This is a genomic window from Thermus brockianus (assembly GCF_021462505.1).
In the GTDB taxonomy this organism is placed as follows: domain Bacteria; phylum Deinococcota; class Deinococci; order Deinococcales; family Thermaceae; genus Thermus; species Thermus hydrothermalis.
In genome coordinates, this window is record NZ_JAKEDV010000003.1 from 288,300 (window position 1) to 314,572 (window position 26,273).

At 62.7% G+C, this 26,273-nt stretch carries 30 protein-coding genes; 26 read left to right on the plus strand and 4 right to left on the minus strand.

Annotated features, from left to right (window positions below):
* Nucleotides 1–38: 38 nt before the first annotated feature.
* The 12 genes from LXN00_RS05555 (at nucleotide 39) to LXN00_RS05610 (ending at nucleotide 8,516) form a co-directional block, all read left to right on the plus strand.
* Entirely contained in the window at nucleotides 39–884 is an 846-nt protein-coding gene (locus LXN00_RS05555; protein ID WP_234505957.1) for a bifunctional DNA primase/polymerase, read from the plus strand.
* Complete coding sequence (locus LXN00_RS05560) at nucleotides 871–2,754, plus strand: DNA primase (protein WP_234505960.1); 1,884 nt, start codon at nucleotides 871–873, stop codon at nucleotides 2,752–2,754. The genes LXN00_RS05555 and LXN00_RS05560 overlap by 14 nt, the downstream gene beginning before the upstream one ends.
* Nucleotides 2,751–3,305, plus strand: a complete 555-nt coding sequence (locus tag LXN00_RS05565) for a hypothetical protein (protein WP_234505963.1) — start codon at nucleotides 2,751–2,753, stop codon at nucleotides 3,303–3,305. Before LXN00_RS05560 ends, LXN00_RS05565 begins: the two co-directional genes overlap by 4 nt.
* A gap of 50 nt (nucleotides 3,306–3,355) precedes the next feature.
* Nucleotides 3,356–3,667 (plus strand): hypothetical protein, encoded by a 312-nt coding sequence (locus tag LXN00_RS05570; protein WP_234505966.1) that lies wholly within the window; start codon nucleotides 3,356–3,358, stop codon nucleotides 3,665–3,667.
* 10 nt (nucleotides 3,668–3,677) lie between these two features.
* Complete coding sequence (locus LXN00_RS05575; RefSeq protein WP_234505969.1) at nucleotides 3,678–4,172, plus strand: thioredoxin family protein; 495 nt, start codon at nucleotides 3,678–3,680, stop codon at nucleotides 4,170–4,172.
* Entirely contained in the window at nucleotides 4,150–4,677 is a 528-nt protein-coding gene (locus LXN00_RS05580; protein ID WP_234505972.1) for a hypothetical protein, read from the plus strand. The genes LXN00_RS05575 and LXN00_RS05580 overlap by 23 nt, the downstream gene beginning before the upstream one ends.
* The gene (locus LXN00_RS05585) at nucleotides 4,674–5,018 is read left to right on the plus strand and encodes a hypothetical protein (RefSeq protein WP_234505974.1); all 345 of its coding nucleotides are present in this window, start codon (nucleotides 4,674–4,676) and stop codon (nucleotides 5,016–5,018) included. The genes LXN00_RS05580 and LXN00_RS05585 overlap by 4 nt, the downstream gene beginning before the upstream one ends.
* Nucleotides 5,015–5,503 carry a hypothetical protein gene (locus tag LXN00_RS05590; RefSeq protein WP_234505976.1) on the plus strand — a complete coding sequence of 163 codons (489 nt, stop codon included), beginning with the start codon at nucleotides 5,015–5,017 and terminating at the stop codon, nucleotides 5,501–5,503. Before LXN00_RS05585 ends, LXN00_RS05590 begins: the two co-directional genes overlap by 4 nt.
* 4 nt (nucleotides 5,504–5,507) lie before the next feature.
* Complete coding sequence (locus LXN00_RS05595) at nucleotides 5,508–5,981, plus strand: hypothetical protein (RefSeq protein WP_234505980.1); 474 nt, start codon at nucleotides 5,508–5,510, stop codon at nucleotides 5,979–5,981.
* Nucleotides 5,982–6,046: 65 nt separating this feature from the next.
* Complete coding sequence (locus LXN00_RS05600) at nucleotides 6,047–6,505, plus strand: TlpA family protein disulfide reductase (protein ID WP_234505983.1); 459 nt, start codon at nucleotides 6,047–6,049, stop codon at nucleotides 6,503–6,505.
* Entirely contained in the window at nucleotides 6,502–7,215 is a 714-nt protein-coding gene (locus tag LXN00_RS05605; RefSeq protein WP_234505985.1) for a site-2 protease family protein, read from the plus strand. The genes LXN00_RS05600 and LXN00_RS05605 overlap by 4 nt, the downstream gene beginning before the upstream one ends.
* 83 nt (nucleotides 7,216–7,298) lie before the next feature.
* Entirely contained in the window at nucleotides 7,299–8,516 is a 1,218-nt protein-coding gene (locus LXN00_RS05610; RefSeq protein WP_234505987.1) for a hypothetical protein, read from the plus strand.
* A 46-nt stretch (nucleotides 8,517–8,562) separates the two neighbouring features.
* On the opposite strand, the gene LXN00_RS05615 is transcribed toward LXN00_RS05610, so the two are convergent.
* Both LXN00_RS05615 and LXN00_RS05620 read right to left on the minus strand, forming a co-directional pair.
* Nucleotides 8,563–8,850, minus strand: a complete 288-nt coding sequence (locus tag LXN00_RS05615; RefSeq protein WP_234505990.1) for a hypothetical protein — start codon at nucleotides 8,848–8,850, stop codon at nucleotides 8,563–8,565.
* A 113-nt stretch (nucleotides 8,851–8,963) separates the two neighbouring features.
* A complete protein-coding gene (locus LXN00_RS05620) occupies nucleotides 8,964–9,365 on the minus strand; it encodes a hypothetical protein (protein ID WP_234505993.1) in 402 nt (133 codons plus the stop codon).
* Between the two features lie 87 nt (nucleotides 9,366–9,452).
* On the opposite strand from LXN00_RS05620, the gene LXN00_RS05625 reads away from it, so the two are divergent.
* The 12 genes from LXN00_RS05625 to LXN00_RS05675 all read left to right on the plus strand — a co-directional run bounded on the left by LXN00_RS05625 (nucleotide 9,453) and on the right by LXN00_RS05675 (nucleotide 20,802).
* On the plus strand, nucleotides 9,453–9,767 hold the full coding sequence (locus LXN00_RS05625; protein WP_234505996.1) for a hypothetical protein: 315 nt from the start codon (nucleotides 9,453–9,455) through the stop codon (nucleotides 9,765–9,767).
* A gap of 87 nt (nucleotides 9,768–9,854) precedes the next feature.
* On the plus strand, nucleotides 9,855–10,529 hold the full coding sequence (locus LXN00_RS05630; protein WP_234505999.1) for a hypothetical protein: 675 nt from the start codon (nucleotides 9,855–9,857) through the stop codon (nucleotides 10,527–10,529).
* The gene (locus LXN00_RS05635) at nucleotides 10,529–11,677 is read left to right on the plus strand and encodes an S-layer homology domain-containing protein (RefSeq protein ID WP_267962624.1); all 1,149 of its coding nucleotides are present in this window, start codon (nucleotides 10,529–10,531) and stop codon (nucleotides 11,675–11,677) included. The genes LXN00_RS05630 and LXN00_RS05635 overlap by 1 nt, the downstream gene beginning before the upstream one ends.
* Nucleotides 11,671–13,296, plus strand: coding sequence for a hypothetical protein (locus LXN00_RS05640; protein ID WP_234506003.1), 1,626 nt, complete (start codon nucleotides 11,671–11,673; stop codon nucleotides 13,294–13,296). Before LXN00_RS05635 ends, LXN00_RS05640 begins: the two co-directional genes overlap by 7 nt.
* 73 nt (nucleotides 13,297–13,369) lie before the next feature.
* Nucleotides 13,370–14,560 carry a hypothetical protein gene (locus LXN00_RS05645; RefSeq protein WP_234506006.1) on the plus strand — a complete coding sequence of 397 codons (1,191 nt, stop codon included), beginning with the start codon at nucleotides 13,370–13,372 and terminating at the stop codon, nucleotides 14,558–14,560.
* Nucleotides 14,561–14,570: 10 nt separating this feature from the next.
* Complete coding sequence (locus tag LXN00_RS05650; RefSeq protein ID WP_234506008.1) at nucleotides 14,571–14,714, plus strand: hypothetical protein; 144 nt, start codon at nucleotides 14,571–14,573, stop codon at nucleotides 14,712–14,714.
* A complete protein-coding gene (locus LXN00_RS05655; protein ID WP_234506011.1) occupies nucleotides 14,701–16,596 on the plus strand; it encodes a hypothetical protein in 1,896 nt (631 codons plus the stop codon). The genes LXN00_RS05650 and LXN00_RS05655 overlap by 14 nt, the downstream gene beginning before the upstream one ends.
* 1 nt (nucleotide 16,597) lies before the next feature.
* Nucleotides 16,598–18,433 (plus strand): hypothetical protein, encoded by a 1,836-nt coding sequence (locus tag LXN00_RS05660; protein ID WP_234506015.1) that lies wholly within the window; start codon nucleotides 16,598–16,600, stop codon nucleotides 18,431–18,433.
* A gap of 2 nt (nucleotides 18,434–18,435) precedes the next feature.
* On the plus strand, nucleotides 18,436–19,200 hold the full coding sequence (locus tag LXN00_RS05665; RefSeq protein ID WP_234506018.1) for a hypothetical protein: 765 nt from the start codon (nucleotides 18,436–18,438) through the stop codon (nucleotides 19,198–19,200).
* Complete coding sequence (locus tag LXN00_RS05670; protein ID WP_234506020.1) at nucleotides 19,197–19,637, plus strand: hypothetical protein; 441 nt, start codon at nucleotides 19,197–19,199, stop codon at nucleotides 19,635–19,637. The genes LXN00_RS05665 and LXN00_RS05670 overlap by 4 nt, the downstream gene beginning before the upstream one ends.
* Nucleotides 19,598–20,236 (plus strand): TraX family protein, encoded by a 639-nt coding sequence (locus tag LXN00_RS12800; RefSeq protein ID WP_418952984.1) that lies wholly within the window; start codon nucleotides 19,598–19,600, stop codon nucleotides 20,234–20,236. The genes LXN00_RS05670 and LXN00_RS12800 overlap by 40 nt, the downstream gene beginning before the upstream one ends.
* Nucleotides 20,212–20,802 carry a hypothetical protein gene (locus tag LXN00_RS05675; RefSeq protein ID WP_234506024.1) on the plus strand — a complete coding sequence of 197 codons (591 nt, stop codon included), beginning with the start codon at nucleotides 20,212–20,214 and terminating at the stop codon, nucleotides 20,800–20,802. The genes LXN00_RS12800 and LXN00_RS05675 overlap by 25 nt, the downstream gene beginning before the upstream one ends.
* Nucleotides 20,803–21,107: 305 nt before the next feature.
* On the opposite strand, the gene LXN00_RS05680 is transcribed toward LXN00_RS05675, so the two are convergent.
* Together LXN00_RS05680 and LXN00_RS05685 are read right to left on the minus strand one after the other, a co-directional pair.
* Nucleotides 21,108–21,635: a hypothetical protein gene (locus LXN00_RS05680; RefSeq protein ID WP_234506028.1), complete on the minus strand. Its 528-nt coding sequence runs from the start codon at nucleotides 21,633–21,635 to the stop codon at nucleotides 21,108–21,110.
* A gap of 260 nt (nucleotides 21,636–21,895) precedes the next feature.
* On the minus strand, nucleotides 21,896–22,981 hold the full coding sequence (locus LXN00_RS05685) for a hypothetical protein (protein ID WP_234506032.1): 1,086 nt from the start codon (nucleotides 22,979–22,981) through the stop codon (nucleotides 21,896–21,898).
* 77 nt (nucleotides 22,982–23,058) lie between these two features.
* Between LXN00_RS05685 and LXN00_RS05690 the strand changes: the two genes are divergently transcribed.
* Both LXN00_RS05690 and LXN00_RS05695 read left to right on the plus strand, forming a co-directional pair.
* Entirely contained in the window at nucleotides 23,059–23,409 is a 351-nt protein-coding gene (locus LXN00_RS05690) for a TrbC/VirB2 family protein (RefSeq protein ID WP_234506035.1), read from the plus strand.
* Nucleotides 23,410–23,932: 523 nt separating this feature from the next.
* On the plus strand, nucleotides 23,933–26,269 hold the full coding sequence (locus LXN00_RS05695; RefSeq protein ID WP_326491126.1) for an ATP-binding protein: 2,337 nt from the start codon (nucleotides 23,933–23,935) through the stop codon (nucleotides 26,267–26,269).
* Nucleotides 26,270–26,273: the final 4 nt, after the last annotated feature.

Below are 26,273 nucleotides of genomic sequence, written 5' to 3' on the forward strand. Positions count from 1 at the left end.
CAGACAGTAACACACTTCTGGTCGTTTTGCAACGGTATGTGCGGTTGGGTTACGCTGTCCTTCCTCTTCTTCCCGGAGAAAAGCGGCCCTATTTCCGTTTGGTTCCCCGTGGGTTCAAGGACGCTACTCAGGATCCGGCTACCATCACGCGCTGGTGGCGGGCCTGCCCGGAGGCCGGAGTGGGGCTCCTGGCCCCCAAGGAGGTCTTGGTCCTTGACGTGGACCAGAGGGAGACCTGGGAAGAGCTACGCCGGGATTTCCCGGTTCTTGAGGCCGCCCCACGGCAAAAGACCCCAAAGGGAGGCCGCCACGTGTTTCTCCGGCTTCCTGACGGGGTGCGGCTTTCCGCCAGCGTGCGGGTTTTGGAGGGGGTGGATCTCCGGGGCATGGGGCGGGCCTACGTGGTGGCCGCTCCTACCCAGCTGAAGGACGGGAGGGGCTACGCCTGGGAGGTGCCTCTGGTGCCCCCGGGTGAACTTCCTCTGGTGCCTGAAGACCTCCTTCTCCGGCTTCTTCCGCCGCCTCCCTCCAGGCCCGCTTGGACTCCGGTGGGGGGGGCTAGCCCTAAGCGGCTAAGGGGCCTCCTCGATACCTACGCCGACCGAGTAGCCCGCACCCCGGAGGGGCAGAGGCACAACACCCTCATCCGCTATGCCGTGGCCGCCGGGGGGCTCATCCCCCACGGCCTAGACCCCAGGGAGGCGGAGGAGGCCCTGGTGGGGGCGGCCCTCGAGGCCGGCCTCCCCGAGAAGGAGGCCCGGGCCGCCGTGGAGTGGGGCTTGGAGAAGGGGAAGGAAAGACCGCTGAATTTGCCGTCTCCTCGCTTGGTCCTGTCCATCAGAAGGCGTTTGAGAGAAGGAGGGAAGCGCCATGGACGAGCTTAGGGAGATCCTGAACAAGCTTTCTCCAGAGAACTGGGCGGAGCACAAGGTGGCGTTGTTTGACGCCATGGTGCTTGCGGGTTTAGACCCCGTGGAGGCCGAGGCGGTCCTCAGGGAAGCGGCCCAGAAGGTGAAGGTCACCTTGGAGGCCATGCGGCAGGCTTGGCGGGATTTTCTTGGTCCGACCAAGCGGGAGGAAGCCGCCGCGAGAACCATCGTAGACCTGGTCCTGGAAGAAGTGGTGGAGCTTTGGCACACCCCGGTTGGGGAAGCCTGGGCTACCGTTCCACGAGACGGTCATGTGGAACACTACCCCGTGCGGGGGCGGGAGTTTCGCGCCTGGCTCGCGGGCCTCTACTACGCCAAGGAGGGGAAGCCCCTCTACGCCCAGGCCATGCAGGACGTTTTGGCCGTTCTGGAGGCCAAGGCCCTCTACGAGGGGCAGGAGCACGAGGTGCACACGCGCTTGGCCGGGTGTGGAGGCAAGGTGTACCTGGACCTGAGCCGCCCGGACTGGAGCGTGGTGGAGATTTCCCCCGACGGTTGGCATGTCATCCCCGCTCACGAAGCTCCCGTGCGTTTCCGCCGGAGGCGATACCAGAAGCCGCTTCCCCTACCGAAACCCGGGGGAAGCCTTTCCCCCTTCCTCGACCTCCTTCCTCTCCAGGAGCGTAGGGACGTGGTCCTGGTCTTGGGGTGGCTCGTGGGGGCGCTCTCTCCACGCGGACCGTATCCTATTCTGATCCTCTCTGGAGAAAAGGGAGCGGGGAAGAGCACCACGGCCAGGCTTCTGAAGGCCCTGGTAGACCCCCAGGAAGCTCCTCTTCGCGCCGAACCCAGAAATATCGAAGACCTTATGGTGGCGGCGAAGGGGTCTTGGGTGGTGAGCTACGACAACCTGAGCAAGGTTCCAGAGTGGCTTTCGGATGCCCTCTGCCGCCTCTCCACGGGAGGTGGGTTGAGCAAGCGGGAGCTCTACACCAACGATGAGGAGTTCGTCCTCGAGGCTCAGCGCCCCGTGGTCCTCACGGGGATTGCCTTCGGAGCCATTCGGGACGACCTCGCGGACCGCTCCATGCTGGTCCACCTGACCCGTGTGGAGGAGGGAGAGCGCCGCCCCGAACGGGAACTCTGGGAGGCCTTCGAACGAATCTACCCCGAAGCCCTGGGCGCTCTTCTGGATGCCGTTTCTATGGCTTTGAGACGGCGGGAGGAAGTGCGGACCGCCATGCCTTCATTGCCCCGCCTGGCCGACTGGGCCATCTGGGTGGAAGCCGCCGCCCCCGCGCTGGGACTCAAGGCCGGGGAGGCTGTGGAGGTTTTCTACGAGGTTCAGGCGGAGTTTGACCAGGACCTCCTGGATGCCGACCCGGTTGCCCGGGCCATCCTCCTGCTCACCGTGGACTGGCCGGAGGGGTACCAGGCCACCTACACGGCCTCGGAACTGCTCGCCGCCCTTGAAAGGGCCGTGGGGATCGAGGAAGCCAGGATAAAGCCCAGCGGGTGGCCTCGTACTCCCGCTGGGTTGGGTAGACACTTACCTCGGCTTCAGTCTGCGCTTCGGGGCGAGGGCATACGCCTCCAGGGAGAACGGGACCGTCACACGAAGAACCTCCGCTGGCGTTTAGAGAAGGTCAGGAAATCAACCACCGCAACCACCGCAACCACCGCAGACGATGTCCTGGACGAGATTTTCTTGTGCGGTGGATTGTCCTCCCAACCACCGCAAACCACCGCAACCACCGCAGAACCACCGCAGGGGGAATTGCCCTCTGGAACGGGGTTTGCGGTGGATGCGGTGGTTGCGGTGGATGTGTACCCCCTTCTCTCTAGCGGAAAGGGGGAGGAGATGGAAGAGGGGGAGTTGTTGTGAGTCTTCTTGACTTGCTTCGTGGACTTCACGGTAGCACTCAGCTGACCTTGTTCCGTGAGGGAGGGAGGCTAAGGGTCTTCCCCCGCGTTCCAGAACCTCTCCGTCCCCTTCTGGTGAGCTACAAAGCCGCACTTCTCCAGGCGCTAGAGGAGCGGGAGAGGGTGCGGGCTTCACGGTTTCTGGAGGAGCCCTACCGCTTGGTCTGTCTCGCCGTCCACACCTTTTCCCTGGAGGTTCCCGTGGTGCTCAATCTCGTCTACGGAGAAGACGTTCGCCGCTACCTGGCCCCCGTGGGGAACCTCTCGGGGTATCTCCTCTGGGCCGGGCGGAACCTCCCCCCTCCTCACCACATGCGCCTTTCTCCCGCTGTGGGAGGGTGGACTCTGGAGTGGAAGAGAGGTTGGGAGGTGGTCATCGAGGCCCAGGTGAGGGGGAAACGGTACCTTCTCTTCTACCCCGAGGAAGACGCGCGCTCGTGGGAAGCTTCCGTCGAAGACGGGGAGGTCAGGCTTTTCCGCCTTCATGAGCAGAGTCTGGTAGTAGGAATGTAACTCAGGTGGTAGGAAATGTGCTACCTTGGGTGAAGAAGGGGGGGGATGAGGTGTGGCTCGAGATGGTACGCTGGGGACAGCGGGGAAGCTCTCTGGAGGTTAGGGGAGTTGAGCTAGCTGTCCTCCCCGAGGGATTTTTCGTCTCCCGTGTGCTAGAGGGGGAAGAGGAAGAGGTTCTTCGCCACCTCGTCCTTTTGGCCGGGGGGGTCTTGACCGACAGGGAGCTCGTGGCCCTGGGTAAGGTCGGAATGGCTTGGGGCAGGAAGGCGGCGGAGGAGGTGGCGAGGTCTCTCGGAGTTCTCCGTAAGTACGGGGTGAAGTGGGAGCCTGAACGGAGGGTATCTCAGGGGGTTTTGAACTGAGATGAGGGAGATGAGGAATCGGATCATCAAGGGGTTAGTCTTGGGAGTTGGAATCGTCTTCGCCGGGTTGCTTTGGGCGGTCCTGGAATACAAAGGGGCGGGGGAGGTCACGGTCTCCCCGGTCATGCACGCCCGCGCGTGGCCGAAACGGGAGAGGCCGTATGTCCTTCTCTTCTACGACCCTCTGTGCCCCGTGTGCCGGAGGCTCGAGGGCGACCTCGAAGGGGATGGGGGGCTAAAGGCGTATGTTCGCTACCTTCCCGCCTTTCTGCACCAGGGCTCCTACGAAGCCTGGCTTTCCCTCCTCCTAAGGTGGGGATGGGACGAGGCGGAAGCCCGCGCCTGGCTTGAGATCTTGAAGCCGGAAGTAGAAGCTTCCGGTCTCACCATGACTCCCACGGTCTATGTGGTGGACGCGGTGGGGAGGGAGAAGGTCATCGTGGGGTATCCGGGATACGGGCGGTGGCGAAAGGAGGTCCTGAGTGCCCTCGGTGTTGGCCCTTGATCCGGGAACGCATCTCGGATACGCCCTGGTGGGGAGGGAGTTCGCCGTGGGAGTATTGACCCTCTCCGAGGACTACAGGTCAGCGGTGAGGGAGGCGGTGGCGAAGCTTCGTCCTCTTCTTCTCAAGGCGGACCGGGTGTACGTGGAAGAGTGGGGGTACCAGGGACGGCGGCTTGGGAAGGAGCAGATGATCCCCTTGGCCCTCACGGGGGCTTTCCTGGCCCTGGGGGCGGAGCCTGTACCCGCGCTCTGGAAGCGCCGGATGATCCAGGGAGTGGTCCTGGGACACACCGCCGAACGGTTGGGGGTGAAGTTTCCCTCGGGTCTAGACCGGAAGGACCGGGCCTTGTGGTTTCGTCTGCACTTGGAGGGTTACGGCCCCGCGCTTGCTCGGGTCAGGCAGTTGCCGAGGAGGTTGCGCCCTCACGCCCTAGACGCCTTTGGTCTGGCGATCTACGCCAGAACTGTGGCGAAAATAGAAGGAGAAGGGGTGATGCCAGGATGACGGGGTTCACGGAGGCGGACTTCATTCGCTTGGTCGTCCCTTTTCTCGCGGGGATGACGATCGGAGCGTGGCTGAAAAAGCCTGTGGAAGCGGTGCTCACCTTGGTAGCCATCGTGGCCGTGGTGTGGGGTTGGTTTCACCAGGAGGAGGTGGAGCGTCTGCTGAGCGACCTGAACGCTAAGCTCCAACTCTGGCTCGCGTATGGGATCAGAGAGGTCACGGTCTGGGTAGAAGGGGTGCTGAGCGGAAGGGTGGACCCCTTCGCGGTCCTGGCCTTTGTGAAGGCGATTGAGCCCAAGTGGGTGTTCTTGGCAGGGTTTCTAGGGGGTCTTCGGGCATGAAGGCGAAGGAGCGTTTGGCCCTTGAGATCCTGGAGGCCATGCGGCGGGGGGAGAAGTTCACGGTGGCCGCCCTGCTTCAGGGGATGATGGCGTACCGGAGGGAGCAGAAGGCCATCGTGGACTTGCTCGGGCGAAACCCTAAGGAGGGGGTGGCCTTAGCCGTCCTGATCTCCCTCTCGCCGTGGTTCTTCAAGGAGGGAGGTGGGAGAGACCGGAAGGGGCTCCTCGCTCCGGTGTACGAAGCGTTGCGGGGAGTTCGCCTGGAGAAGGAAGAAAGGGAGAGCGTCGTCAGGTTCTTTCAAGAGGCCACCTGGCCGGAGATCCGTTTTCTCCGGCAGTTGACCAAGCGTCTAGGGATGGAGGTTGAGGTGAGGGATCTGGTCTACACGATGTCGTGGTTGACACGACATCGTACGGTGCTGACCCGCCTTGGGGTGGGGCAGTTTGTGGAGGTGAACCGTGCTGAAGCCGAGGAAGCGTCCTGAAGTGGTGAAGCGGATCGCGGAGGTGTACCTGCAGGACCCCTTTTTGGGGAAGGCCTTGGCCCTGGGGTACAAGGTCTTGACGGACAGGAGGTATCCCCAGTTTGAGTCCATGGTCCTCGCGGGGCGGTACGGAGAGGCCGGGGTTTACGCCCTGGCGATGGCGAAGTCCCCGGCGGTGATCAAGTTCGGCAACTGGGGCGCTCCTAAGGGAGGGTTTCGTGAGCTTGGAAGGGTGGCCGAGGCCCTGGTGCCCCAAGGAGACATCGGGGCTTTAGAGTGGGCCGTGAGGCTGAAGACGGAGGCGGACGAGGCGGAAGCCCTGCTCCTCATAGAGTTCGCGGAGGTGGGGTCTCCCGAGCTTCTGGCCCGGCTGGTCCGGGCGGTGGGGGAACACATCCCCGTCGACCGGAAGTTGCAGGCGAGCGTCCCGGTGTCTCCTCTGGTGGGGGAGAAGCAGAAGGAGGAAGTGCGGCTTTGAAGTCGGTGTGGATCCGGCGGCTTTCTTTGGGCTTTCTCAGCTTGGGTCTTCTCCTCGTCCTCGCCATGGTGGTTAGGGAGGTGCGCTGGTACGCCTTGGCCTCTCACCCCCCTGAGGACATCGCCCTCCCCTCGGTGTCCCTGTTCACTCTGGATGGGGGCATCATCGACTTACGGGCTTATCTGGGGACTCCCCTTGTGGTGAACCTCTGGGCCAGCTGGTGCCCTCCTTGCCAGAGGGAGCTTCCCATGATGGCCCGGGTAGCGGAGGAGGGGGGTGTCCTCTTCCTCTTCGTGGCGGTCAAGGACAAACCCGAGAGGGTGAAGGATTTTCTCCGGGAGCACAGGATAAAGCCCTCCCGGTGGACGCGGTTCTTCTTGGGAGATGAGCCCTTGATACGCGCGGTCTACACGGTGGGACTCCCTACCACGCTCTTCTTCGGCTCTGACGGGAAGGCGCGTGGAAGGCATCTAGGGGAGATTGACGAGAAGACGCTGAGGGAGAAAGTGGAGGTGCTTAAGTGATCTTTGCGGGAGTTTTGGCCCTGTTCTTCTTGGGGTACTTGGCGATCGCGGTTCACGAGCTGGGGCACTACCTCGCTTACCGCAGGTACGGTGTCCCGGTAGAAGGGGTTTACATTGGTGGGCCGCCCTGGATTCTCCGGTGGCGGCGTGGAGGAACGGAGTACCGCTTAGGGCTTTTGCCGCTCTTCGGGGCGGTCGCCTCCAAGTGGGAAGAGGTGGACAGGCTCCCTCCGGGAAGAGTCCTCGGACTTTTTCTCTCCGGTCCCCTCTTCAGCTTCCTGGCGGGAGTTCTGGGGTTCCTCGCCTTGGGCGTGATGAAGGGGAACCTCGTCGCGGTGGGGAAAGTTCTCCTCCTCATCTTGGTCTTCCCCTTCATACTCCTTCAGAACCTCTACCAGGCGCTGTTCCTTGACCTTCTCGAGATGGGGGCCGTCCCTTTGGTCCAGGCTTCGGGACAGGTCCTGGTGAGCCACGGCTTAGAGGGACTGCTGGTCCTCTGGGGGGTCTTCAACATCGTCCTCTTCTGGTTCAACCTGCTTCCCGTGCCTCCTCTTGACGGAGGACAGGCGGTCTTTCTCCTCTTTCGGCATCGGGCGTGGTTTCACCGGGTCTACCCCTATGTCTTGGGATTTGGGTTTGCTGTTCTTTTCGCGCTCTTCGAGCTTGCTCTGCTCAAGGACGCGGTGAGGCTTTTGGGAGGTGAGAGATGAACCGGGTAGGGTTTCTTGGGCTTTTAGGGGTTCTGGTTCTTTCGGCTTGCGCTCCCACGGTCACGGGGGATCCGTTTGGGGAGGTGGACCTCAGCAGGGTTCTTCCCGGAAGCGGGACTTACCAACCTCCCCGTGGGGTGTACGAGCCTGTGCCCACCGTGAGCGAGGAAAGGCTCACGCATCCGGACTCCCGGGTTCGGGAAGAGGCTTTCGCCCTTCTGCGCCGACAGAAGGCGAGTGGGGACGGCGGTTCCGAGTTCCACTACCTCTACGGCAGGTACTACGAGGCTTCCGGGGACTACGAGAGGGCGGCCTCCTACTACAACCTTGGGCTGAAGGCCCTATACCCCTATGCCTTCGACCGCCAAGGGCGGGACATCTGGGAGTACGGCTACCGCAGGGCGGAGGCCTACCTCCGCTTCGCTCCCGAAAAGGCGGCGAGGGACGCTCGGATTCTCGCCGAGAAGGCGGCTCCAGCGGAGCGGGGCAGGCTCTCTCAGAAGACCCGGGCCTACGCCCTCCTGGTGCGGGCGGAGGAGGCCCGGGGCAACGCGGAGGGGGTGCTTGAAGCCGCCGACCTCTTCTACAAGTCCATCGGGGACACGGTGTGGCTGGGTGGCCTTCCGAGGCTCTTCTGGGAAGTGACCCTCTCTCGGGCGAAGGCCCTCGAGGCCCTGGGGCGTGTGGAGGAGGCCAGGAAGGTCTACGCCGAGATCGCTTCCACCCGAGACCTCCTGGTGCCCCGGGAGGTGCAGGCGGAGGCCGAAAAGGCCCTCTCCCGGTTGGGAGCCCCCGTTCCAAAGGAAGCTCCGAAGGCCCCTGAGCCTCCACAGGCTCCACTTCCGCCCGCTTCCGAGAAGTCTTCCGCTCCTCCCTCTACCGCCTTCCAGGAGCAAGCGGTGGAGGTGGTGAGGGGCTTCCTGGAAGCTCTGAAGGCCTTGGACCTCGCCAAGGTGAACCAGGTGCTCTCCCAGCCCCTCTACGATGTCCTGAAGGAGCGGGAGCTTCAGAGGCGGGTGACCCCGGAGATGCGGGAGAGGGCGGCGAAGCTCCGGTACGAGATCGCCAGGGTGACTCCTCCCTCTCCCACGGCCCCCTTGCCCAAGGTGGAGGTGGTCTACGACCTCGGGGAGGGCGAGAGGCTTCTCGTGCTCTACTTGGTGAACAACCAGGACGGGAGACTCGTGGTGCTTTCGGGGGATCTGCCGCCAGCGCTCGCCGCTTTCCTCGGTAGCGCGGACACCAAGGCGGTGGTCCGGTTCCTTGAAGAGTTCCACGCCTTCGTGGGGCTCCCCCTGTAGACAGAAAACCCCCGGTGAGGTCACCGGGGGTTGGGAAACCACCGCTTTACTCCGGAAGAACCGGAGGAAGGCGGTCCTCCTCTTCCGTGCCTAGATACTCAACGGTGTTTTCCCTGAATCGCCACAAGTCGTAGTGTCCAGGGGCACCCCAGGCACGGAACCACGTCACGGTATCGTCCTTCAGCTCCAGCCAGTCCCCGCAGAACTCCCTGCCACAAGAGCAGGGAGCGCTAACTTTGATAACCCCCTCCTCGGTCGTCAAGAAGACTGGGCCTTGGCGACCGAGGTAGTTCATGACTTCCCACAAAAACCGCTCCATGGTCTCCATGCTCATACTCACCTCCCTTACGGGACAATCTGATTGTATCCACCTATACTACGGAGGGCAATAGCGTGTGCAAACGAAAACCCCCGGTGACCTCACCGGGGGTCAGACGACCGCCTCCTCTATCTGAGGACGCTGGCGATCAAGACCAGCGCCCCCGTGGCGATAAAGAGGAGGCCTATGGCGTAAAAAACGTACGCTACTGCCTTCTGCCACTTCGGGGTCGAAGGGGGCGGAAGCTCTTTGAACTCCACCTCCACCACGTCCGGGTCAGGCAACGCCGGACGGGTGGAGTGGGGAAGCTCCCCCCGAACCCGCTCAAGAGGTTCGGGATAGACAATCTCCCCCTCAACGACTTCTATATCCTCCTCCCTCTCCTCCTTCCGAGAGTTGCCCCGGAGGTTCTGGATCACCTGGCGGAGAAGAGGCCAGGCGATCCAGATGATGAGGAGAAGAAGCGCCTCCTTCTGGCCGCCGATAAAAGCGGCCAGCGCCAAAAAACTCGAAACGCCGATCCCCCACATACCTACCCCCCTTTCAGGGCACCCTCATTCTACTATGCTCCCTTTTTCTACTCCGCTTCTCACCCTCCGTGTTATAATCCGTGGTAGATGCGTTGGCTGTGGGCGTTAGCGGTCTTCCTTGGGTTGGGGTTAGGCCGTGGATACACGGTGGAGTTGGTGCCCTACGCCACCACGGTCTTGCGTTTTGACGAGGGGGTGAGGTATGTAGCCACAGGGTGGCCCTTCGTGCAGGTGCAGGTTTTGGAGGGGGTGATGGTGCTTCTTCGTCCTTTGGTGCGCGAGGGCGGGGGAGAGCTTTGGGTGATGCTTCAGGACGGCAGGCAGTATCGGTTCTACCTGGAGGTCAACGGAGAAGCCAAGGTAGCCAGGACCTATGTCTTTGTGGGGAGGACTTGGAGGTAAGTCGTGAGGCGGTGGACTTCTTTCGTGGCGGTTCTTTTGACGGCGGCGTTGGCTCAACTTGGTCCCTATGTGGAGAAAACTTACGATGTGCGCGACTTGATGGTACGCCCTGGGATTGTGGTGTTGACCCCGGGGTTTTTGACCATCGTGGACGTGGACGAAAGTGTGGAGCAGGCCGTTTCCGCGCGGTCGGACCTCTTTGAGATGAGGGTGTTTGGGAACAGCATCTATCTGAGGCCGACGAAGCGGGCGGGGACCACGGACCTGGTGGTGACCGCAGGAGGACGGGTCTTCATGCTCCGGCTGGTCATTGACGACAAGAACTTCACCACTTACCGTTACCGCATTCGTTATCCCCGTCAGACGGAGGTGCCTCAGGGGGAGATGACCCCGGTGACGCGTGGGGAGACGAAGTTCCCTGGGGAGGTCAGGGAGGCCACGCTTCCCTTGCAGGTGGAGTTTACCCTGACCAAGGCGGGAGAGGGGTTGCTCCTCGAGTACCGGGCGCTCAACGCTGGAAAGAACCCGGTGGTCTTGGACCCGGCGCGGCTTCGGGTTCGGGGCGGGGGGAAGGACCTCTCTTTCCGCCTGCTTTGGCGCGAAGGAGCGGCGGTGCCCGGGCGATTGCTTCCTGGGGAGACTGAACGGGGGGCTTTTCTCGTGGACAGCTTGACGCTCCCGGTGGAGGTGTCCTGGTCAGCTACGGAAGTAGGCACGGGTAGGACTCTCGTGGTTGGGGGTAAATGGAGCGAGGTGAAGTGATGAGGCGGTGGGGTGTTCTTCTTTTGGTAGGGGTGTTTTCCCTCGGAGTTGCGCAGTCTTGGAGTCGAGATGCGGTGGACTCCTTGATGCGGGAGGGGATTGTCTACGGGTATCCGAGTGGAGAGATCAAGCCGGAAGCTTACGCGAAGCGGGGAGAAGTCTTCACCCTTCTGTGGCGGGTCATTCTCACCTACCGTTTGAAAGACCTTCAGTCCTTGACCAAAGAGGACATCGAACGGCTGAAGGGGCTCCTCGCTACCGTAGAGGAGCTTTCTAGGGCGTTGCGGGACCAGGGGCAGGTGCTTTCGGCCTATTCGGATGCCATCAAAGAGTTGCGGCAAGATCTGGAGAAGGCGCAGGCGTACGCGAACACTCTGGCGGGCGAGGCCGGGAAGAAGGCGGAAGAAGCCCTGGCCCAGGTGTCTACCTGGGTGGAACGGTTGAGCGCTTTAGAGGCCACCACTTACAAGGGGTTGCGGGACTTCCGGGAAGAGGTGAACACCCTGACGGGGGCCCTCAAGGACTTGGACGCAAAGGTGAAGAGTCTGGAGGAGGCGCTTTCCGGGAAGACCGGAGAGCTTTCCACCAGGTTCTCCGAGTTTCAGGGAATGCTTTCCCGGTTGGAGGGGGCGGTCTCCAAAGCAGAAGCGGAAATCGGGGGAGTCAAGGGTGCCCTAGCGGAACTGGAGGAAATCAAGCTTAGGGTGAACACCCTGGAGGCCCAGGTGAAGGCCCTGAGGGAAGAAGTGGTCAGGCTCAAGGCAGAGATGCCCAAGAAGGAGGCGGTTCCTCCCTTTGGAGTGCAGGTTTCCCTCTCCGGGGTTTCCCCGCTTACGGGGATGGCCCGGGTTGGATACGCCCTTTCCGAGGGGTTTGGAGTCTACCTTCGGGGAGCGTACGACCTGGGCTTTTACGGAGCCGTTGGGGCAGTCAACGTGCGTCCCGTCTCTCCCTTCGTGCTCACCACTTCTCTGGGGGTTGGCCGTGGATTTTACGGTCCTGGTTTCACCTACGGGGAGATCGGAGTGGGGTTCGGAGGAAAGCTCTTTGGCGATCTCGGGTTGGGGGTAGAGGGGGTGCTTTCCTTCCCGTTGGGTACGGGGCCTAGCGTGGCCCGGTTTGGCGTGGGGGTGATCTACGGATGGTGAGGTGGGTTCTTCCTTTGCTGGTCTTAGCTCTCGGAGCCTGTACCAGCGTCCAGGGCAACCTCAACGGCAGGGTGGCCGTCACGGTCAGCGGGTTGCCGGAGGGGGTGTCTCCGAGGGTCGTCCTTCAAGGGAACGGGATGAAGAAGGAGGTCACCGGATCTGCCGTTTTGGAGGTGCCGGAAGGGGACTATATGGTCACGGCAGACTCGGTGACGGGGCCTCAAGGGGAGCGGTACGACCCGGTGGTGGAGAACACGAAGTTTCGTGTGGAGTATGGGAAGACGGTAGAGGTGAAGGTGACTTACAACCTTGCCACCGAGACGCTTCCCGCCTCTCTCACGGTTCTTGTTCAGGGGCTTCCCTCCGGGGCTGAGGCTTCCGTGACGGTCTACGGTCCGGGGGGGGCGAGCTGGACGGTCAAGCAGACCACGGTGCTTCGCGGGTTGAAGGCGGGGACTTACTCTGTCAGCGCGGACCAGGTGAGCGTCGCGGGGAGGGTCTACACGCCGAAGGTGGACCCGGTTTTTGTAACGCTTCCCGGTGGGGGTAGCGGAACGGTGACGGTGCAGTACCAGCCCCCGGACACCGGGTATCTCGCGGTGGAGATTTCGGGACTTCCTTCCGGCGTGGGGGCGAGCGTTGAGGTGAAGAGTTCGTCCGCCGTGGTAGCCACGCTCACGGAGTCCCGCGTCTTGGAGCTTGAAGTGGGCACCTATCTCGTGGTGGCCCGGGAGGTGAGCGCGGACGGTAAGGTTTACAGGGCCAGCGTCTCGGGTTCTCCGGCGGAAGTGAAGAAGGGAACCACCGCTAAGGTTACGGTTTCCTATGCTCCGGTCTACACCACGGGGACCTTGGTTGTCACGGTCTCCGGTCTTCCTTCCGGGGTGAACGCGGACGTGGTGGTCACGGGTCCAAACGGATTTTTCCGGAACTTGACGAGGACGACCTCTCTCGAAGTGCCTCCGGGGGTCTACACCGTGGAGGCGAGGGATGTCACGACTTCTGGTGGAGTCTACCGGGCTAAGGTCACCGGATCTCCGGTCCAGATTCAGGTGGGGGCTACCAGCGGTGTGGGGGTGTCTTACACTTTAGACCCCTCCACGGCTCCTGGTGATCTCTTGGTCAAGGTGAACGGGCTTCCCTCCGGGGCGGTGGGGAGTGTTCGGGTCAAGGGGCCAAACGGTTTTGACCGGACCATTGGGCAGACTACGCTCTTTTCCGCGCTTCCTGCCGGATACTACACGGTGGAGGCCGAAGATGTGGCGTACGGGGGGAAGACCTACCGCGCCGTGGTCACGGGATCTCCCGCGCGGGTGAGCGGCGAAGGGGCGGCCACGGTCCAGGTGGACTACAGCCTCTACAGCGCCTTCTTGACCGTGCAGATCTCGGGCCTTCCCGGTCCCGTAGCGAATGTGATCGTCACGGGGCCTGACGGGTATAACCGCACCCTCAACGCCAGCGCGGTGCTCACGGTCAACCCCGGCACTTACGCGGTGAGCGCTTACCCCGTGGTGGTGGACGGGGTGACCTACACCCCGCAGGTGCAGGGTTCTCCTGTCTCGCTTGACTCCGGCGGGAACGGGGCCGTTCAGGTGATCTACCAGCAACAAGCTCAGTAGGCCTTAGAAGCGATTGCCCCGCCGTGGTATTTTCACGGCGGGGTTTGCTATTCTATATACCGAGGTAGTCGTCATGAGGTGGGGCTTTCTTTTGGTGTTCATCTTCGCATCGGGGTTGGCGCAAACCTGCACCGTGCGGTACACGCCTCCCAACTATCCCGAACTTCCCGTGGGGAGGCCCCAGGTCTACCTCACCGTCTCTCCCACCGCCCTGGCCTCCCCCGGCTCCTTCACCGCGCGGGCCTGGACCTCCTCCCCTTCCACCACGGCCTGGGTGCGCATTCGGTGGACGAGGAGCGAACTCGCCCTCGGAAACGTGGAGCCGTGGAACCCCATTTACACCCTCCTCTCCCCCAACCCGGTCCAGGGGTGCCCCGAGGTCCAGGTGTCCACCCGAAGCCTCTCCTTCCGGGACAACGGCTTCCACCACTTCACGGCGGAGGCCTTCGTCTACTGGAAGGAGTGGCGGGAGGACTGGTCCTGCAAGTACCGGGATCCTGACGGGGGTGAGCAGACAACCACGGTGACCACCTCTGGGGGCGCGCCGGGGTCTCCCTACTACGCCTGCACCCTCCTCCGGGGCTACTGGGTGCCCATGAGCGGGACGATCTCCACCTCGAGCCGGGTGGCGGCCTACCTCACCTGGGAGCGGGAACTCTCCTACGACCAGGCCCTCCAGGAGTTCGCCACCCGCCTCGTGGAGGACCACAAGCGGGCGGGGGCCTCCATGCTCGCCTACGCCTACGCCAAGGAGATCCCGGAGCCCGTGCGGAGCGCCCTCGCCAAGGTGGCCCAGGGGTACTTCTACGACTGCAACTGGCTCGGGATCTGTAGCCGCGCGGACCCGGCGGGGGAGATCAAGATCCTCACGGACGTCCCCAGCATCCTCTACGGCCTCCTCTACACCGGGAGGCTTTGCGGGGGGTTCATCACCTTCTGCTTCGGCCAGCAGAACGCCCGGGGCGCGGACATCGGCCCCAAGGTGGAGATCAAGACCTTCCTCATGGTCAAGGGGTTTCGGCACGACTACCTCCTCATGGACCGGGTGATCCCCCGCAAGTACTACGACCCCTCGGACCCCGAGTACGGGGCGGTGCCTGAGGACGAGCGGAACCAGGTCCTCCAGGGGTGCCAGGCCTACAAGGACACCCAGGAGGGGAGGCGGTGCCTGGCCCTGGCGGAGACCCCCACGGGCCTGGTGCCCACGCTGAAGACCCTCTTGATGATTGACCCCATGTTCCAGCGGGGGAGGCAGTACCCGTAGGAGGTGCTGGATGTGGTGGCGGTACGCTCTCGGCGCGGGTTTCGGACTGGTCCTGGCCCACACCTACGGGCCGGGGTGGTTCCTCTTGGGCGTAGGGTGGGCCTTCGTGCTGGACCTCGTGGACGCTTTGGGGGTGCGGCGTGAGAAGGTTTAGCCCTCTCCTTCTCCTCTCCACCCTCGCCCTGGCCCAGGTGGGCCTCGTGGACGGCCCTCGTCCCTCCACGGAGGTCCGAGGGACGCTCCAGGGGAACGCCCGGGAGGGGTACAGCGTGGTGGTGGAGTTTTTGGTGGAGAGCGGGGCCAACCCGACGCAGGGGATGACCACCCAGCCCTTCTCCTGGAACGGGAGGCTCTACCTCTGCGTCTCCGGGTGCGACTACTTCACCCTTTCGGGGTACGCCCCGAACACCCCCTACAACCAGGCGGTCTTCAACCTCTACGACTCAGGGAACCGCCTCCGGGGGCGGGCCTCGGTGAGCACGGTCTACGACGCCCAGAACAGGCCCTCCTACCACCAGGTGCAGTACGCCGTCTGGCCCCTCCAGGGGACCAAGACCTGGATGCCCTCCCCGGACAACCCCGTGCCCCTGGAGGCGGGGGGGTGGCTTTCCGTGAGGCCCCCTGGAGGAAGCGCCAGGGAGCGGTACCGCTATCCCGGGATGGAGTCCTACCAGCCCCCTTCGGTCCAGGGGTCCATCCTCTCCGGGATCTCCCCGGCGGACCGGGACGTGGTGGCGAAGAGCGTCCTCTCTTCTCTAGCGGACCTGAGGGCTTTCTACGCCCGTCAGCCCCAGGGAAGCACCCTCTGGTTCTTCGTCCCCGAGGTTTCGGCCTGGACCCAGACCCTGGCCCAGGAGTTCCGGGCGCGAAACGGGGGACAGGAGCGCTTCGTGGTCCCGGAGGGGACGGCGAGGAGCTACTGCTCCCTCTACCGGAGCGACTCCCGCTACCACGTGATGCCCCGGGAAAGCCTCGCCAAGGAGCAGTCCTTCGCCGTCATCTACCCGCCTTCCGGCTCCACCCAGAAGGGGGCGGTGATGGCGGGGAGGTTCCTGGTGGACCGCCCGGACTGGCAGGAGACGGACTACCTCTCCTTCACCACGCCCCTCTCCCCCACCCAGGAGGGACTTCCCGAGGCCCGGGCCCTCGTGTGGGGACAGATTTCCCAGGGCAACCTGCGGGCCAGGGTGGAGTTCAAGGAGACCACCTTAGGCCAGGTGGGGTACGTGGGCTATAGGACCTACGGGAGGGACTGGAACGGGCGGGACACCTTTGACCTGGGGAACGACGCGGAGGAGGTGCGGCTCACCCTGCCCAATCCCGCCCCCACGGGCTGGACCCTGGTCCAACCCGCTACCGATGCCCAAGGGCGGAACCGGGGCTACGCCTATGTCTGGGCTTCCGGGTCGTGGGAGCTGGACCGGGAGGACCCCCAGACCCTTCGCTACCCCGACCAGACCACGGCCCCATGGGATTTCTCCTTCGGGGGGAACTTTGGGCGGGGGTGGGAGAGCTTCACCCTGTGGTGGAACACAGGCGGGTGGAGGGACCGTTGCGGTCGGTTCCTCTGGACCTACACCTCCAGTTTTCCCCTCACCTGTGAGGTGAGGGATGGGAACAACCGGATTCGGGGGACGGCCACGGTGGAGCGGCGGTGGGAGGGCGGTTTGCTGGGGCGCTGGCTTTACACCTACACGGTCCAGGTGCAGGGGTGGGTGTACCGGATCACTTCCTGGCAGGCGTACTGGTACCTCTCCCGGTGGCAGACCGTTTGGCGGCCAGCGGCGGACAACGACCGCCCCGTGGAGCCCGGGGGATACGTGACGGCGGAGGGGAAGCGGTACCGGGTCCCCGGCCTCGAGGGCTACCTCCAGCCCACGGGGAAGGACCTTGAAGTGGCCGAGGGCGACCCCTACGTGAGCTACATCACCCGCTCCCTCTCGCCCCAGGGGAACCCCCTCGCCGGGACGGGGAGGGAGGAGGCCAAGGTGTGGTTTAAGCCCCTTCGGGACTGGTGTGCGGAAAGGGGGTTGTGAGATGCGGTGGGTTTGGGCGCTCTTCCTCTTCTCCCTGGCCCTGGCCCAGGGGCCTACCTACGAGGAATGGACCAAGTACCTGCTCTCCGCCCCGGACTACCGCCTGGAGCAGGTCCTGAAGGGGAAGTGGCCCTACCTGGAGGTGTTGAGGAAGGACCGCTTCCGGGACTACCAGAAGGGAAGGTGCGACCCCACCAAGCAGGACTGCTCCGGGAGGCTTCCCTGGGCCGAGGCCCAGGCCCACGAGTTCTACCTCCCCCTCTCCAGCCTCGAGGCCACCCGGGAGGTGGCGCGGGACCTGAGGAAGGCCTGGCAACGCTTTGAGGAGCGCTACTACTGGCGGGTCATCACCGAGCTCAACAACCCCGCCTTCTGGTTCGCCTACTGCCTCGCCGGGGTGAAGGGGCCTTCCCTTGACCCTCCTCTCCCCGACCTCAAGCTCATGGTGCCCTCCGAGGGGGTGGACACGGCCTTCCTCCAGGCGGCCACCCGGTCTTCCCCCCTGGACCTGGGGAAGTGGGCCTCGGCGGGGCTCCACAAGCTCGACCGCTACCTCCCCGTACCCCAGGTGGACCCCAGGGAGTTTTGTGACGACCTCGGGATGCAGATTTTGCCCCTCATGTATATCCCGGGGTTCAAGGTCCTGGTCCAGGGGTACGAGGTCTTCCGCACCCCGGGCTACCCCTCCCGCCCCTTCTGGTTCAACGAGGCGGAGGCGAACGCCCGGGTGGAGCGGGCGATGAAACGGGCCTTTGAGCGGTACTACCCCGAGTATCTGAAGGAGGTGGCCCAGGCTCTCCTCACCCCGAGGCCTTCCACCCCCCAGGACCTCCTCTCCCTCCTCCCCAAGGACTTCAGGAGCCTGGGGAGCCCCAAGGCCTACCTCCCCGTGCCCTGGCAGGGCCACCTCCTCGGGGCGGGGAGCGTGGTGGCCCCGGTCTACACCGAGCTCTTCCCCACGGACCTCACCGCCCTCTGGGACCAGGTGCAGGCCATCTGGGACACCTACAAGGGGCTCATCGACCGGGCGGGGACGGAGGTGGAGAAGGCGTACCTCTACGTGCACTTCTACCGCTCGGCCAAGACCCTTTTCGACTCCCGGGCCTTCCTGGGCCTTCCAGGGGTGGACACCCTGAAGGGGAACCTGGAGAACCTGGTGAACGCCCCCTTGAGGGCCCTCACCGGGGCGATCCCCGCCCTCAAGGGGTGCGCGGGGGACCTGGACCGGGTGGTCTCGTGCGCGGCCACGGCCCTCATGACCCTGGACGAGGTGGTGAAGGCCAAGGGAGAGGTGGAGAAGCTCACCGGGGGCAAGCCCCAGAACGAGCCCCTGAAGGCGAAGGAGGCCCCGGGCCTCTGGAAGTTCGAGGAGGCCAAGCGGTGGCTCCCCCCTTCCTCCCTCCCCGTCTACGAGGCCTTCGGCTACGCCACCTTCTTCCAGGCCACGAACTTCCTGGAGGTGACCACGGTCCCCGACATCCGCAATGTGGACCTCTCCCAGGTGAACCTGGGGAACTGGATGGGGTGGGCCTGGAGCCAGCTCTCCCGCCTGGTGGTCTACTGGCACGTGCCCCTCACCATCGACATCCGGGTGGAATACTGCCCCCCTTGCGTCATCGCCTACCCCTCGCTTCCCCTGGAAGGCCCCGTCCAGCCCCTGGGAGTCCCGCCCTACGTGCTTCCCTTCGCCCTGGAGCGGACGCATTGGCGCTGGGTCTCCGTGCCCGAGGGGTACGAGGTGCCGGGGGTGCGGGGAGCCCCCTACACCCTGGTCTCGGACCTCTCGGCCTACGCCCTGGACCTGAGGGCGCTCTATCGGCCCCTCCTCGGGAGGTGAAGATGCGGAAAGCGTTCTTGACCCTTTTGGTAGCCCTTACCCCGGCCCTGGCCCAGTTCGACTGGCTCTCCAACCTGGACTGGGGCGGGATCAGCAACAACCTGAACAAGGTCAGCCAGGTGCTCTCGTGCGACCCCAGTAGCCTCGCCCAGCTGGACTTTTCCCAGCCCTCCCTGGTCCTTCGGGGGGTGTACCGGGTGACGAAGTGCGTCCTGTGCACCACCCTCAAGATGTGCGGCCTCCCGGACGACATGCTCTACCCCGCCTCCTGGGGGGAGATTCAGGGCGCTCTTTCCCGGGGCCAGGAGGTGATGGTGGTGGGCTCGGGAGCCGGGGTGGAGGCTTTGGCCCGCTACCTCGGGCTCATCCTGCACGGAGGGGGGTGCCAGAACATCTCCTACGGGGGGGTGCCCATCTACACCTGCCCGCCGGGAGGGATACGGATTCCTAAAGCGTACATCGTCACGGACGGGAAGACGGCGAGAAAGCTGGAGGCGGAGCTGAAGGAGGCGGTGAAGGAAGGCCTCCTCAAGGTGGTGGCCGTGGGGGGTGAGCGGGATGCCCCGGAGCTCTCCGGGGTCATCCTGGGTCTGCCCATCCTTTGGGCCGGGGGAAAGGGCTACCTCTTCGCCCCCGGATACAGCACCCCCGACCGCTGGCTCTGGCTCACCTTCGCGGGGCCTGTGAGCGACAAGGTGGCCCTGGTGGCCCGGCTCGCCACGAGCTATGTGGTGAACGCTTCCCGGAGGGAGGAGGAGATCCGGTGAGGACAAAGAGGGTGTTTTCCTGGTGCTCGAAGTTCGGAGTGGTGTCGTCGAGAGTGGCGGCGGTTATGGTTCTTTTGAGCTTTGGGTTTGCTCAAGGGCTTCCCCAGGTGCGGGAAGTGGACGAGAACACGGCGTACTGGTTTTTGGTCAGTCGGGTGAACGAGGTGGTCGTGCTTGGGCTCCCACCTGCGAGGATAGCGGAAGCCCTGGTGAACAAAAAGGTCACCCTGGTCTTAGGAAGCGAGGCGGTTCCTTCTTGGGCTCAAAAGGCGCGGGTGGTGCGTCTTGGTGGCGGGCGCATGGGGGGTGTTCTCATTCTCGGGGACATGCGTTTTTTGGTAGCTCCCAAGGGTAAAGAGTGGGTGATCTTGGATCACCCGGGTACGGTGACGGTCTTATGGGGATACTTGGGCGCGGCATTAGGGCTTCTTCGGTGAGCCTAGAAGGGTTGAAGTGGGGGGCTTTGGCCCTGATGGTGGTGGACCACTTGGCCTTTCTCCTCCTTCCGAACGAAGTGTGGCCGCGGTTGCCCGGGAGATTGGTCTTCCCCGTCTTGCTCGCCCTCATGGCTCATCATCTGAGCCATGGGGTGGACCCCCGGAAGTACGCCTCTCGGTTGCTTTCCTTCGCCCTTCTGGCGCAAGGCGGTTACGTTCTGGTCTTTGGAGGAGTCTGGTTCTGGCCCCTCAATGTGCTCTTTACTTTTCTCTCCGGGGTCTGGATGGTTCAGGGAAGGGTTTTCCCCGGTGTTTTGCTCTCTTTGATGACCGAGTTTCCCCTTGGAGGTCCAGCGCTTTACCTTTTGTCTCGCGGTCAGGTCTTTTGGGGAAGCGTGATGGTGGGAGGTTCTTTGTGGCTTATGGGATGGTCCCTTTGGGTCGTCTTACCCCTTTCTCTCTTGGTCTTTCCCATATGGGCGGTGGTTCACCGAGGAGTCCCTGGCAAACGGGTTCCTTGGTGGTGGGCTTACTCCTTCTACCCGCTTCATCTGTGGATCTTGGGGGGGTTGAAATGGCTAGGCGTTTTCTCGCACTAGACTTCCGAGAGTACGAAGGCGATGCCGTGAAAGAGGCGAGGTTCTTCGGAGTTTTGCCCCTGTATCGTGGGGGGGGCCTTGCTACTCCGGAACTTCGCCATGAACGGTATTTGTGGGGGCAAGTCTTTGTTCTGAGTCGTCAAGGACGAAAGCAGTTTTTTCGTTTCGCTCACTACACGCCTTCTTCCCGGGCGGCTAGAAATGCTCTTTTTCGTTATGCTTTCTACGAGGTTTTGAAGTCCAGGGGATACCGTCTCAAAGGCAGGATTGGGGAAGTCCTAGTGTTCGCGGCTCCGGAGGGAGGGAATGTTTTTCTCGCGGCGAAGTGGGGAGGGTACACGCCCGCCGGAGTGAGGCGGGTCTTTGCCTCGGTGTCTTCTTATGTCTACCAGGCCGGGGGGAGGTTTTGGTTTACTCCGGTGAAGGGGAGGCGCTACGGGAAGTTTTTGAAGGCCAACCCGGTAGCCGAGGTCATTCCGGCGGAGCTAGTAGAAGAGGCCGAAGGTCTGAGTGAAGTCCTTGCGAGAGGCGAAGCACCCAGTTTAGTCGTTCAGGAGACAAGGTAGCCCAGTAGAGGGGTTTGCGGAAGGTGCGGAGTTTGGCGCGCACCGCCTCTGGAGAGTAGTGCCCCGTGTCCACCTCTAGAAAGGCTTCCCCCCAGGGGAAGATGAGGTAAGCATCGGGCGTTGTGGTGTCTCCGTGAAGAGGGATTTCCCAGGTGGTGGGGCGTAGGCGTTCTACAGCTTCTGAGGTGAGCAAAAGGTGGTATAAGAGGTGGTCAGGGAGTTCCGCGACCTCGGGTACAGCGTAGACGGTGAGGACTTTTCGCCCCCTCATCCTGTAGGGGGCGACCTCTATGGTCCTCTCCCGTCTACCTTCCAGGGGTAGGCGCAGGCGTTTCGCCAGCGTTCGGTTGAGGACCGGGAAGGAAGAAGACCAGGACCGGGGTGTCACGCTCTACCTTCACGGTACGAAGTACGGCGGTGTTATCCTTAGGGAGGGCTACCAGATCAGCCGCGCGGGCCAAGAGGAACATCTCCAAGCCTGGGACTTTCTTCTCAACCGCCTGTCCACCGCCGGGGAGCGTGACGACATTGGTGGCTTCCAGACTCGCCTTCACGAAGTCCGAGATGCCTCCGAGAGCGCCACGGACGAGATCAGCTACCAGGGTAGGCGCTTCGTCTCCCACTTTGGCCGGGAGTCCCTGGGTCCACTCGGTGGCTTCCAGAGCCACGGCGGATACGGTATAGACCTGTCCCCGCTTTACGGCGGTGGAGAAGTCTATCCACACCCTTCCCGTTGGGTCAAACCGGGCCGTTCCCACGAGAACGGTCTTGTCCTCTAACTCCACGGCTACGGGAACGGACTTCCCGGGAATAAGGTAGGCTCCGGTGAGCATCCGCCCCCGGCGGATCTCTCCCGGTTTGTACGGGGACTCAACCGCAGGCGAAGTTTGAATAGCAGGCGTAAAACCGGGGAAGAAACCCGGTTCCGTAGGGTTGAGGCCCGGAAAAGCGGTGTTCTCGCTTGAAGTAGGAGGAGAAGATTGCATGGCGGGAGGTGTAGGTTGAGGTTGAGAAGCAGGCTTTTGGTAGACGATCCAGGGGTCCTGGGTTTGAGCAAAGGCGGTTCCTAAGAGGAAGAGGGCGAAAGCCTTCCTTACCATCCGTTACCTCCCGTGGGGTTCGAAGGCGTAGGAGGCATAGGCGCATTCTGAGGATAAGGAGAAGGGACAGCGTTAGGCGCGGGAGAGGAAGAAGAAGTCTCTGAAGGCTGGGAAGACACGGCGTTCATCCCTTCTTGCTGGGGAATGGTGACGACCATCATCCCGGCGCCAGGGTAGTTCAGGTAGAGCATCCCCCCAGGGAGCCCAAGAGAAGTTCCCGTGGCCTGGGGAGTGCTGGCCGCCTCTGGAGGTGTGTTTCCCGGAGAGGGCGAGGTAGGTGAGGTGGAAGTAGTCACAGGCATCCCAGGGTCAGCGTAAATCACCATGGGAGGAGGGAGGTTCCCTGTCTGCCCCGCGCTCATTGCGGCGTAGGAGGTGTCCGGAGGAGAAGGTAGAGTTCCCCCGGAATACACCGGAGTTGGAGGAGGGGGAAGAGTTCCGGGGGCTGTGGGAGTTCCGGTTCCGGTGGGGGGGACTTCATTTCCGGTCCCGCTTCCACTAAGGGAGGCTCCATTCCCACTTCCGGTGGTCCCCGCTTCCCCGGAGGTAGAGTTCAGCATGTCGGCGAGGCCCTTTTCAGCCAATCCGGGTTGTGTTTGGGTGTTCGCTGTGCTGTTTGCGATATTTCCCGTGGCTTCTGTCTTGCCTTCGGAGGCAGAGACGGCCATTTGGGTTTCGTTCACGGGAATACCCTTGACGACCCCACCCCCTGTGGCTTCTTTTTTGGGGCTTGTCCCCACGAAGAAAGCGAACATAAACAAACCACCGACGAGGACAAAGGCGAGTAAGCCGATTTTTCTCTTGTCAGGAACCGCTTTCCCCCTGTGTTCCCTGGTGAATAAGCGGGTCCATAAAGACTTGATAGCGTCCCGCCTTTTCGCCCGCTGGATCTCTGTCTCCAGGGCTTTGGTAATCCCCCCACCGAGAAGCAGGGCGGCGCGGTAGTCCTCGGGGTTTTCCTCCTTCAACCGCTTCAAAAACTCCGACCACTCCCTTGTGCCCGGGTCAGGCATCTCCGGGTACTTCTCCCTAAGTTCCGCAAGAACCTTTTCCCGGTCTACTCCTTTGTAGCGCTCCACGGTATAAAAGGTAGCAGATTTTGGGGGGGTTGACAACCCAAGGGGAAAGTTTTAGAAAAGATGGTAGGAGGTGACAGGTGGAGCGGATTAAGGCTTACCTCCGGGTGGTGCGGCGGAACCCTCAGGCGGCGGTGGTTTTGGCGTTGGCGGCTGGGCAGTTGGCTCTGGCTGGTGGTGGAGGGGCGGCTAACCCTCTTGCTGGGCCCATGACCCGTATCCAGAACATCATCTGTGCGGTCGTGGAAACCCTGACCGGGCCGTTTGGTGCCGCTCTGGCGATCATCATGCTGGGGCTGGGGTTTGCGGGGCTGATCATTGGCAACCGCAACTCCATGGGACTCATCATCACGGCCATCGCGGGTGGGGCTTTACTCTTGGCCGCCAAGACCTTGGGCAACGCCATTCTGGGGTCAACGGGTTGCGCTTGAGATGACCAACGTGAGCTGAGGGGGAAGCGGGGTAGCTGTCCCCCTATTTTTACTCTCATGCGAAGGGTCCCACGGTTAGACACCGCGCTGACCATCTTTGGTATGCCTGTGGGAGCGGTGGTGAGTGCGCTCCTAGGGGGTCTGCTGTCGTTGCAGGTCATGCAGGTCTTGGTGAGCAACCTCTGGTTGCGGGGGTTGCTTTCGCTTTTGGCCGTAGTAGCGGTTTATCGGTTGAGCCTCTGGGTAAGTGACCGCTATGGCAACGGAGCGGGGATGAGGTTTCTTCGCTTTATCACGCGGGGCGACGTGTACGAGGTTCGGCCTCCTGAGAAGGAGGTACCACTAACGCTTTCCCGAGCGGGTTTGCCGGAACCTGAGGAAGAGGGGGTGAGCGAGGATGAGCGTGTTTGGGATCAAGACTTTGCCCTTAGCCGATGAGCTTCCCCAATGGGAGCTAGAGGGGGGAGTCGTCTTCACCCGGGATGGGAAGATGGAGGTAGGCTTTGAGCTTCAACTTCCTCAGATGCTTCTCTTTTCTGACTCCGACCTGGAGGACTTCCACCGGGGGTTTTCGTACTTTCTTCGGCTAGCGGTGCCGGAGGGAGAAAGGTTCCGGCTCTTTGTGGAGGTCAGGCAGGAGGCGGAGAGCTACCTGGAGAGCATTCGGCGGGAGCGGGGAAGCTATGTTCACCCTCTTGGGGAGCTCTTCTTTGACGCTCGTATGAAGATGTTTGAAGACCTGGCCCGCCGTGGAGTGCTCCGCACCTGGCGGTACTACGGGTTTCTCACCCTGACTCCTCCCCGGGGAAAGGTGCGGGGAATGTTCTCCGAGCGGGAGTATGAGGAGGCCATGGCGCTGGCCCGGGCCGTTCGGGAGGAGTTCGGGGTTCAGTTGAGGAGCATCGGGATCAAAGCGGTACCAGCGGATGACCAGCGCCTTTTTGAGACCATGTGGCGCTGGTTTAACCCGGACAAGCCGGCTCCCCGGTATCTCCCTCCCGGGGAACGTCCCCCTTACGGAACGCCGGACTACGAGGGGCTTACGGCCCAGCTGGGGAGAACAGACGTGGACAACGCTTACTCCACCCGGATCCTTGTGGGGGACACTTGGATCTCGGGGATGGCGATGGGGGTAAGTCCGGACGTGACTTTTACGGGGTTCGTGGACAAGCTTCTTCGCATGGAAGGGGAGTTTTACCTTGTGGTGGACTGGTATCACCGGGAAACCGCGAGTGAGGTGCGGAAGCTTTCCACCACCTTGCGCACCGCTACGGCGATGACCAAGTCCGACACCGTGGTCGACCCCGGGGTTTTCGTCAAAGCGGAGAACTACTCGGAGGCTTTGAAGCGGGTGCAGGGGGAGGGGAGGCAGATCTTCGATGTAGGGGTGCACCTCATCTTTCTCTCCCGGAACGAGAGAGAGATGATCCGCAAGCTTCAGGAAGCTCGGGGGCATTTCGCCGAGCTTGGGGGAGTGCGAGGAATAGAGGTTCACGATTTCTTTGAAGCGTGGATTTCCGTGTCTCCGGGAAGCGGACGGGTGCCTTACTACAAGGCGAAGCTTTTGGAGGACAACGCGGCGGATTTCATGCCCACCTGGTTTCCTTGGCGGGGTTTAGAGAAGCCCGTGGCGGTCTATGAAGGACAGGGTGGGGTCACGGTGCAGATAGACCCCTTCGCCAAGGAGTTTCCGGCGAAGCACGGGATTGTGGTAGGGGGAAGCGGGCGAGGGAAGTCTTTCTTCGTCCAGTCTTTCCTCAACCAGCTCGCCCTTCGAGGCGTAGAGGTCGTCATCGTAGACCGGGGGTTCAACTACGTGGCCCTGGTGGAGCTTTTAGGGGGGAGCGTTGTGGTGGTGGACCCCGTGGAGGGTACGAGCATCAATCCCTTTGAGCTTCGGGAGGGGGAACTTCTTCCTTCGGAGGAAAAGAAGGACCTCATCCGGGCTCTTTTCCGGGCCATGGTACCGCCTCCTTCGAACGAGCAGGAGGCCGCCATCGAGGAGGCGATCTTCATGGCGGCGGTGGAGCAGACCTACTTGATGCAACAGCAGGAGGACGAGCGGGGGAACCGCTACCTCGAGCCTTTCACCCTGTCCACCGTGGTCAGAAAGCTTCGGAACATGGAGCAGGTGAACGGGAAGCCCATGGGGCCGAAGGAAAAAGAGATTGCCCAACGCCTCGCTTACGCCCTGGACAACTGGACCGGAGACTCGGTGTATGGGCGTTTTGTGGACCGCCCCTCTAACGTGGACTTGGAGGCTCAGGTGGTCTACTTTGAAACCGGCAAGCTTGGGACGGACGGCCCCCTGACCCAGGTAGGGCTTCTTTTGATTTCGGATTTGGTGTGGCGGAAGATCACGAAGAAGCCTGGGCCGAAGATGGTGGTCTTGGACGAGGCCTGGGCGCTTCTGAAGACGCGGTACGGAGCGGCGGTGGTGGAAAACCTGTACCGCCGGAGCCGAACCTTCGGTGCGGCGGTGTATGCCGTCACCCAGTCCTTGCAGGACTTCGTGACGGGGTACTCCCAGGGAATTTTGGAAAACACCTACTACCACTACCTCTTGCCCTCTCCCGGGCAGGAGGAGCACGTGAAGAAGCTTTTCGGGATACCGGACCGGGCGATAGAGAAGGTTTACAAGAAGCTTGAGTTTAAGCCCGGGGAGTATTCCGAAGTCTTGGTAGTCCTTCGGGCCGGGACGGGCCTTGTGGGAGGCGTGGTACGCAACAGGGTCTCTCCCTTGGAGTATTGGGCGTACACCACGAACCCGGAGGACAAGGAGAAGCGCCGGAGGGCGGTGGAGAAGTACGGGAACCTTCGGGACGCTTTGGTAGCCCTCGCTAAAGGGGAGGTGGTGTGATGCG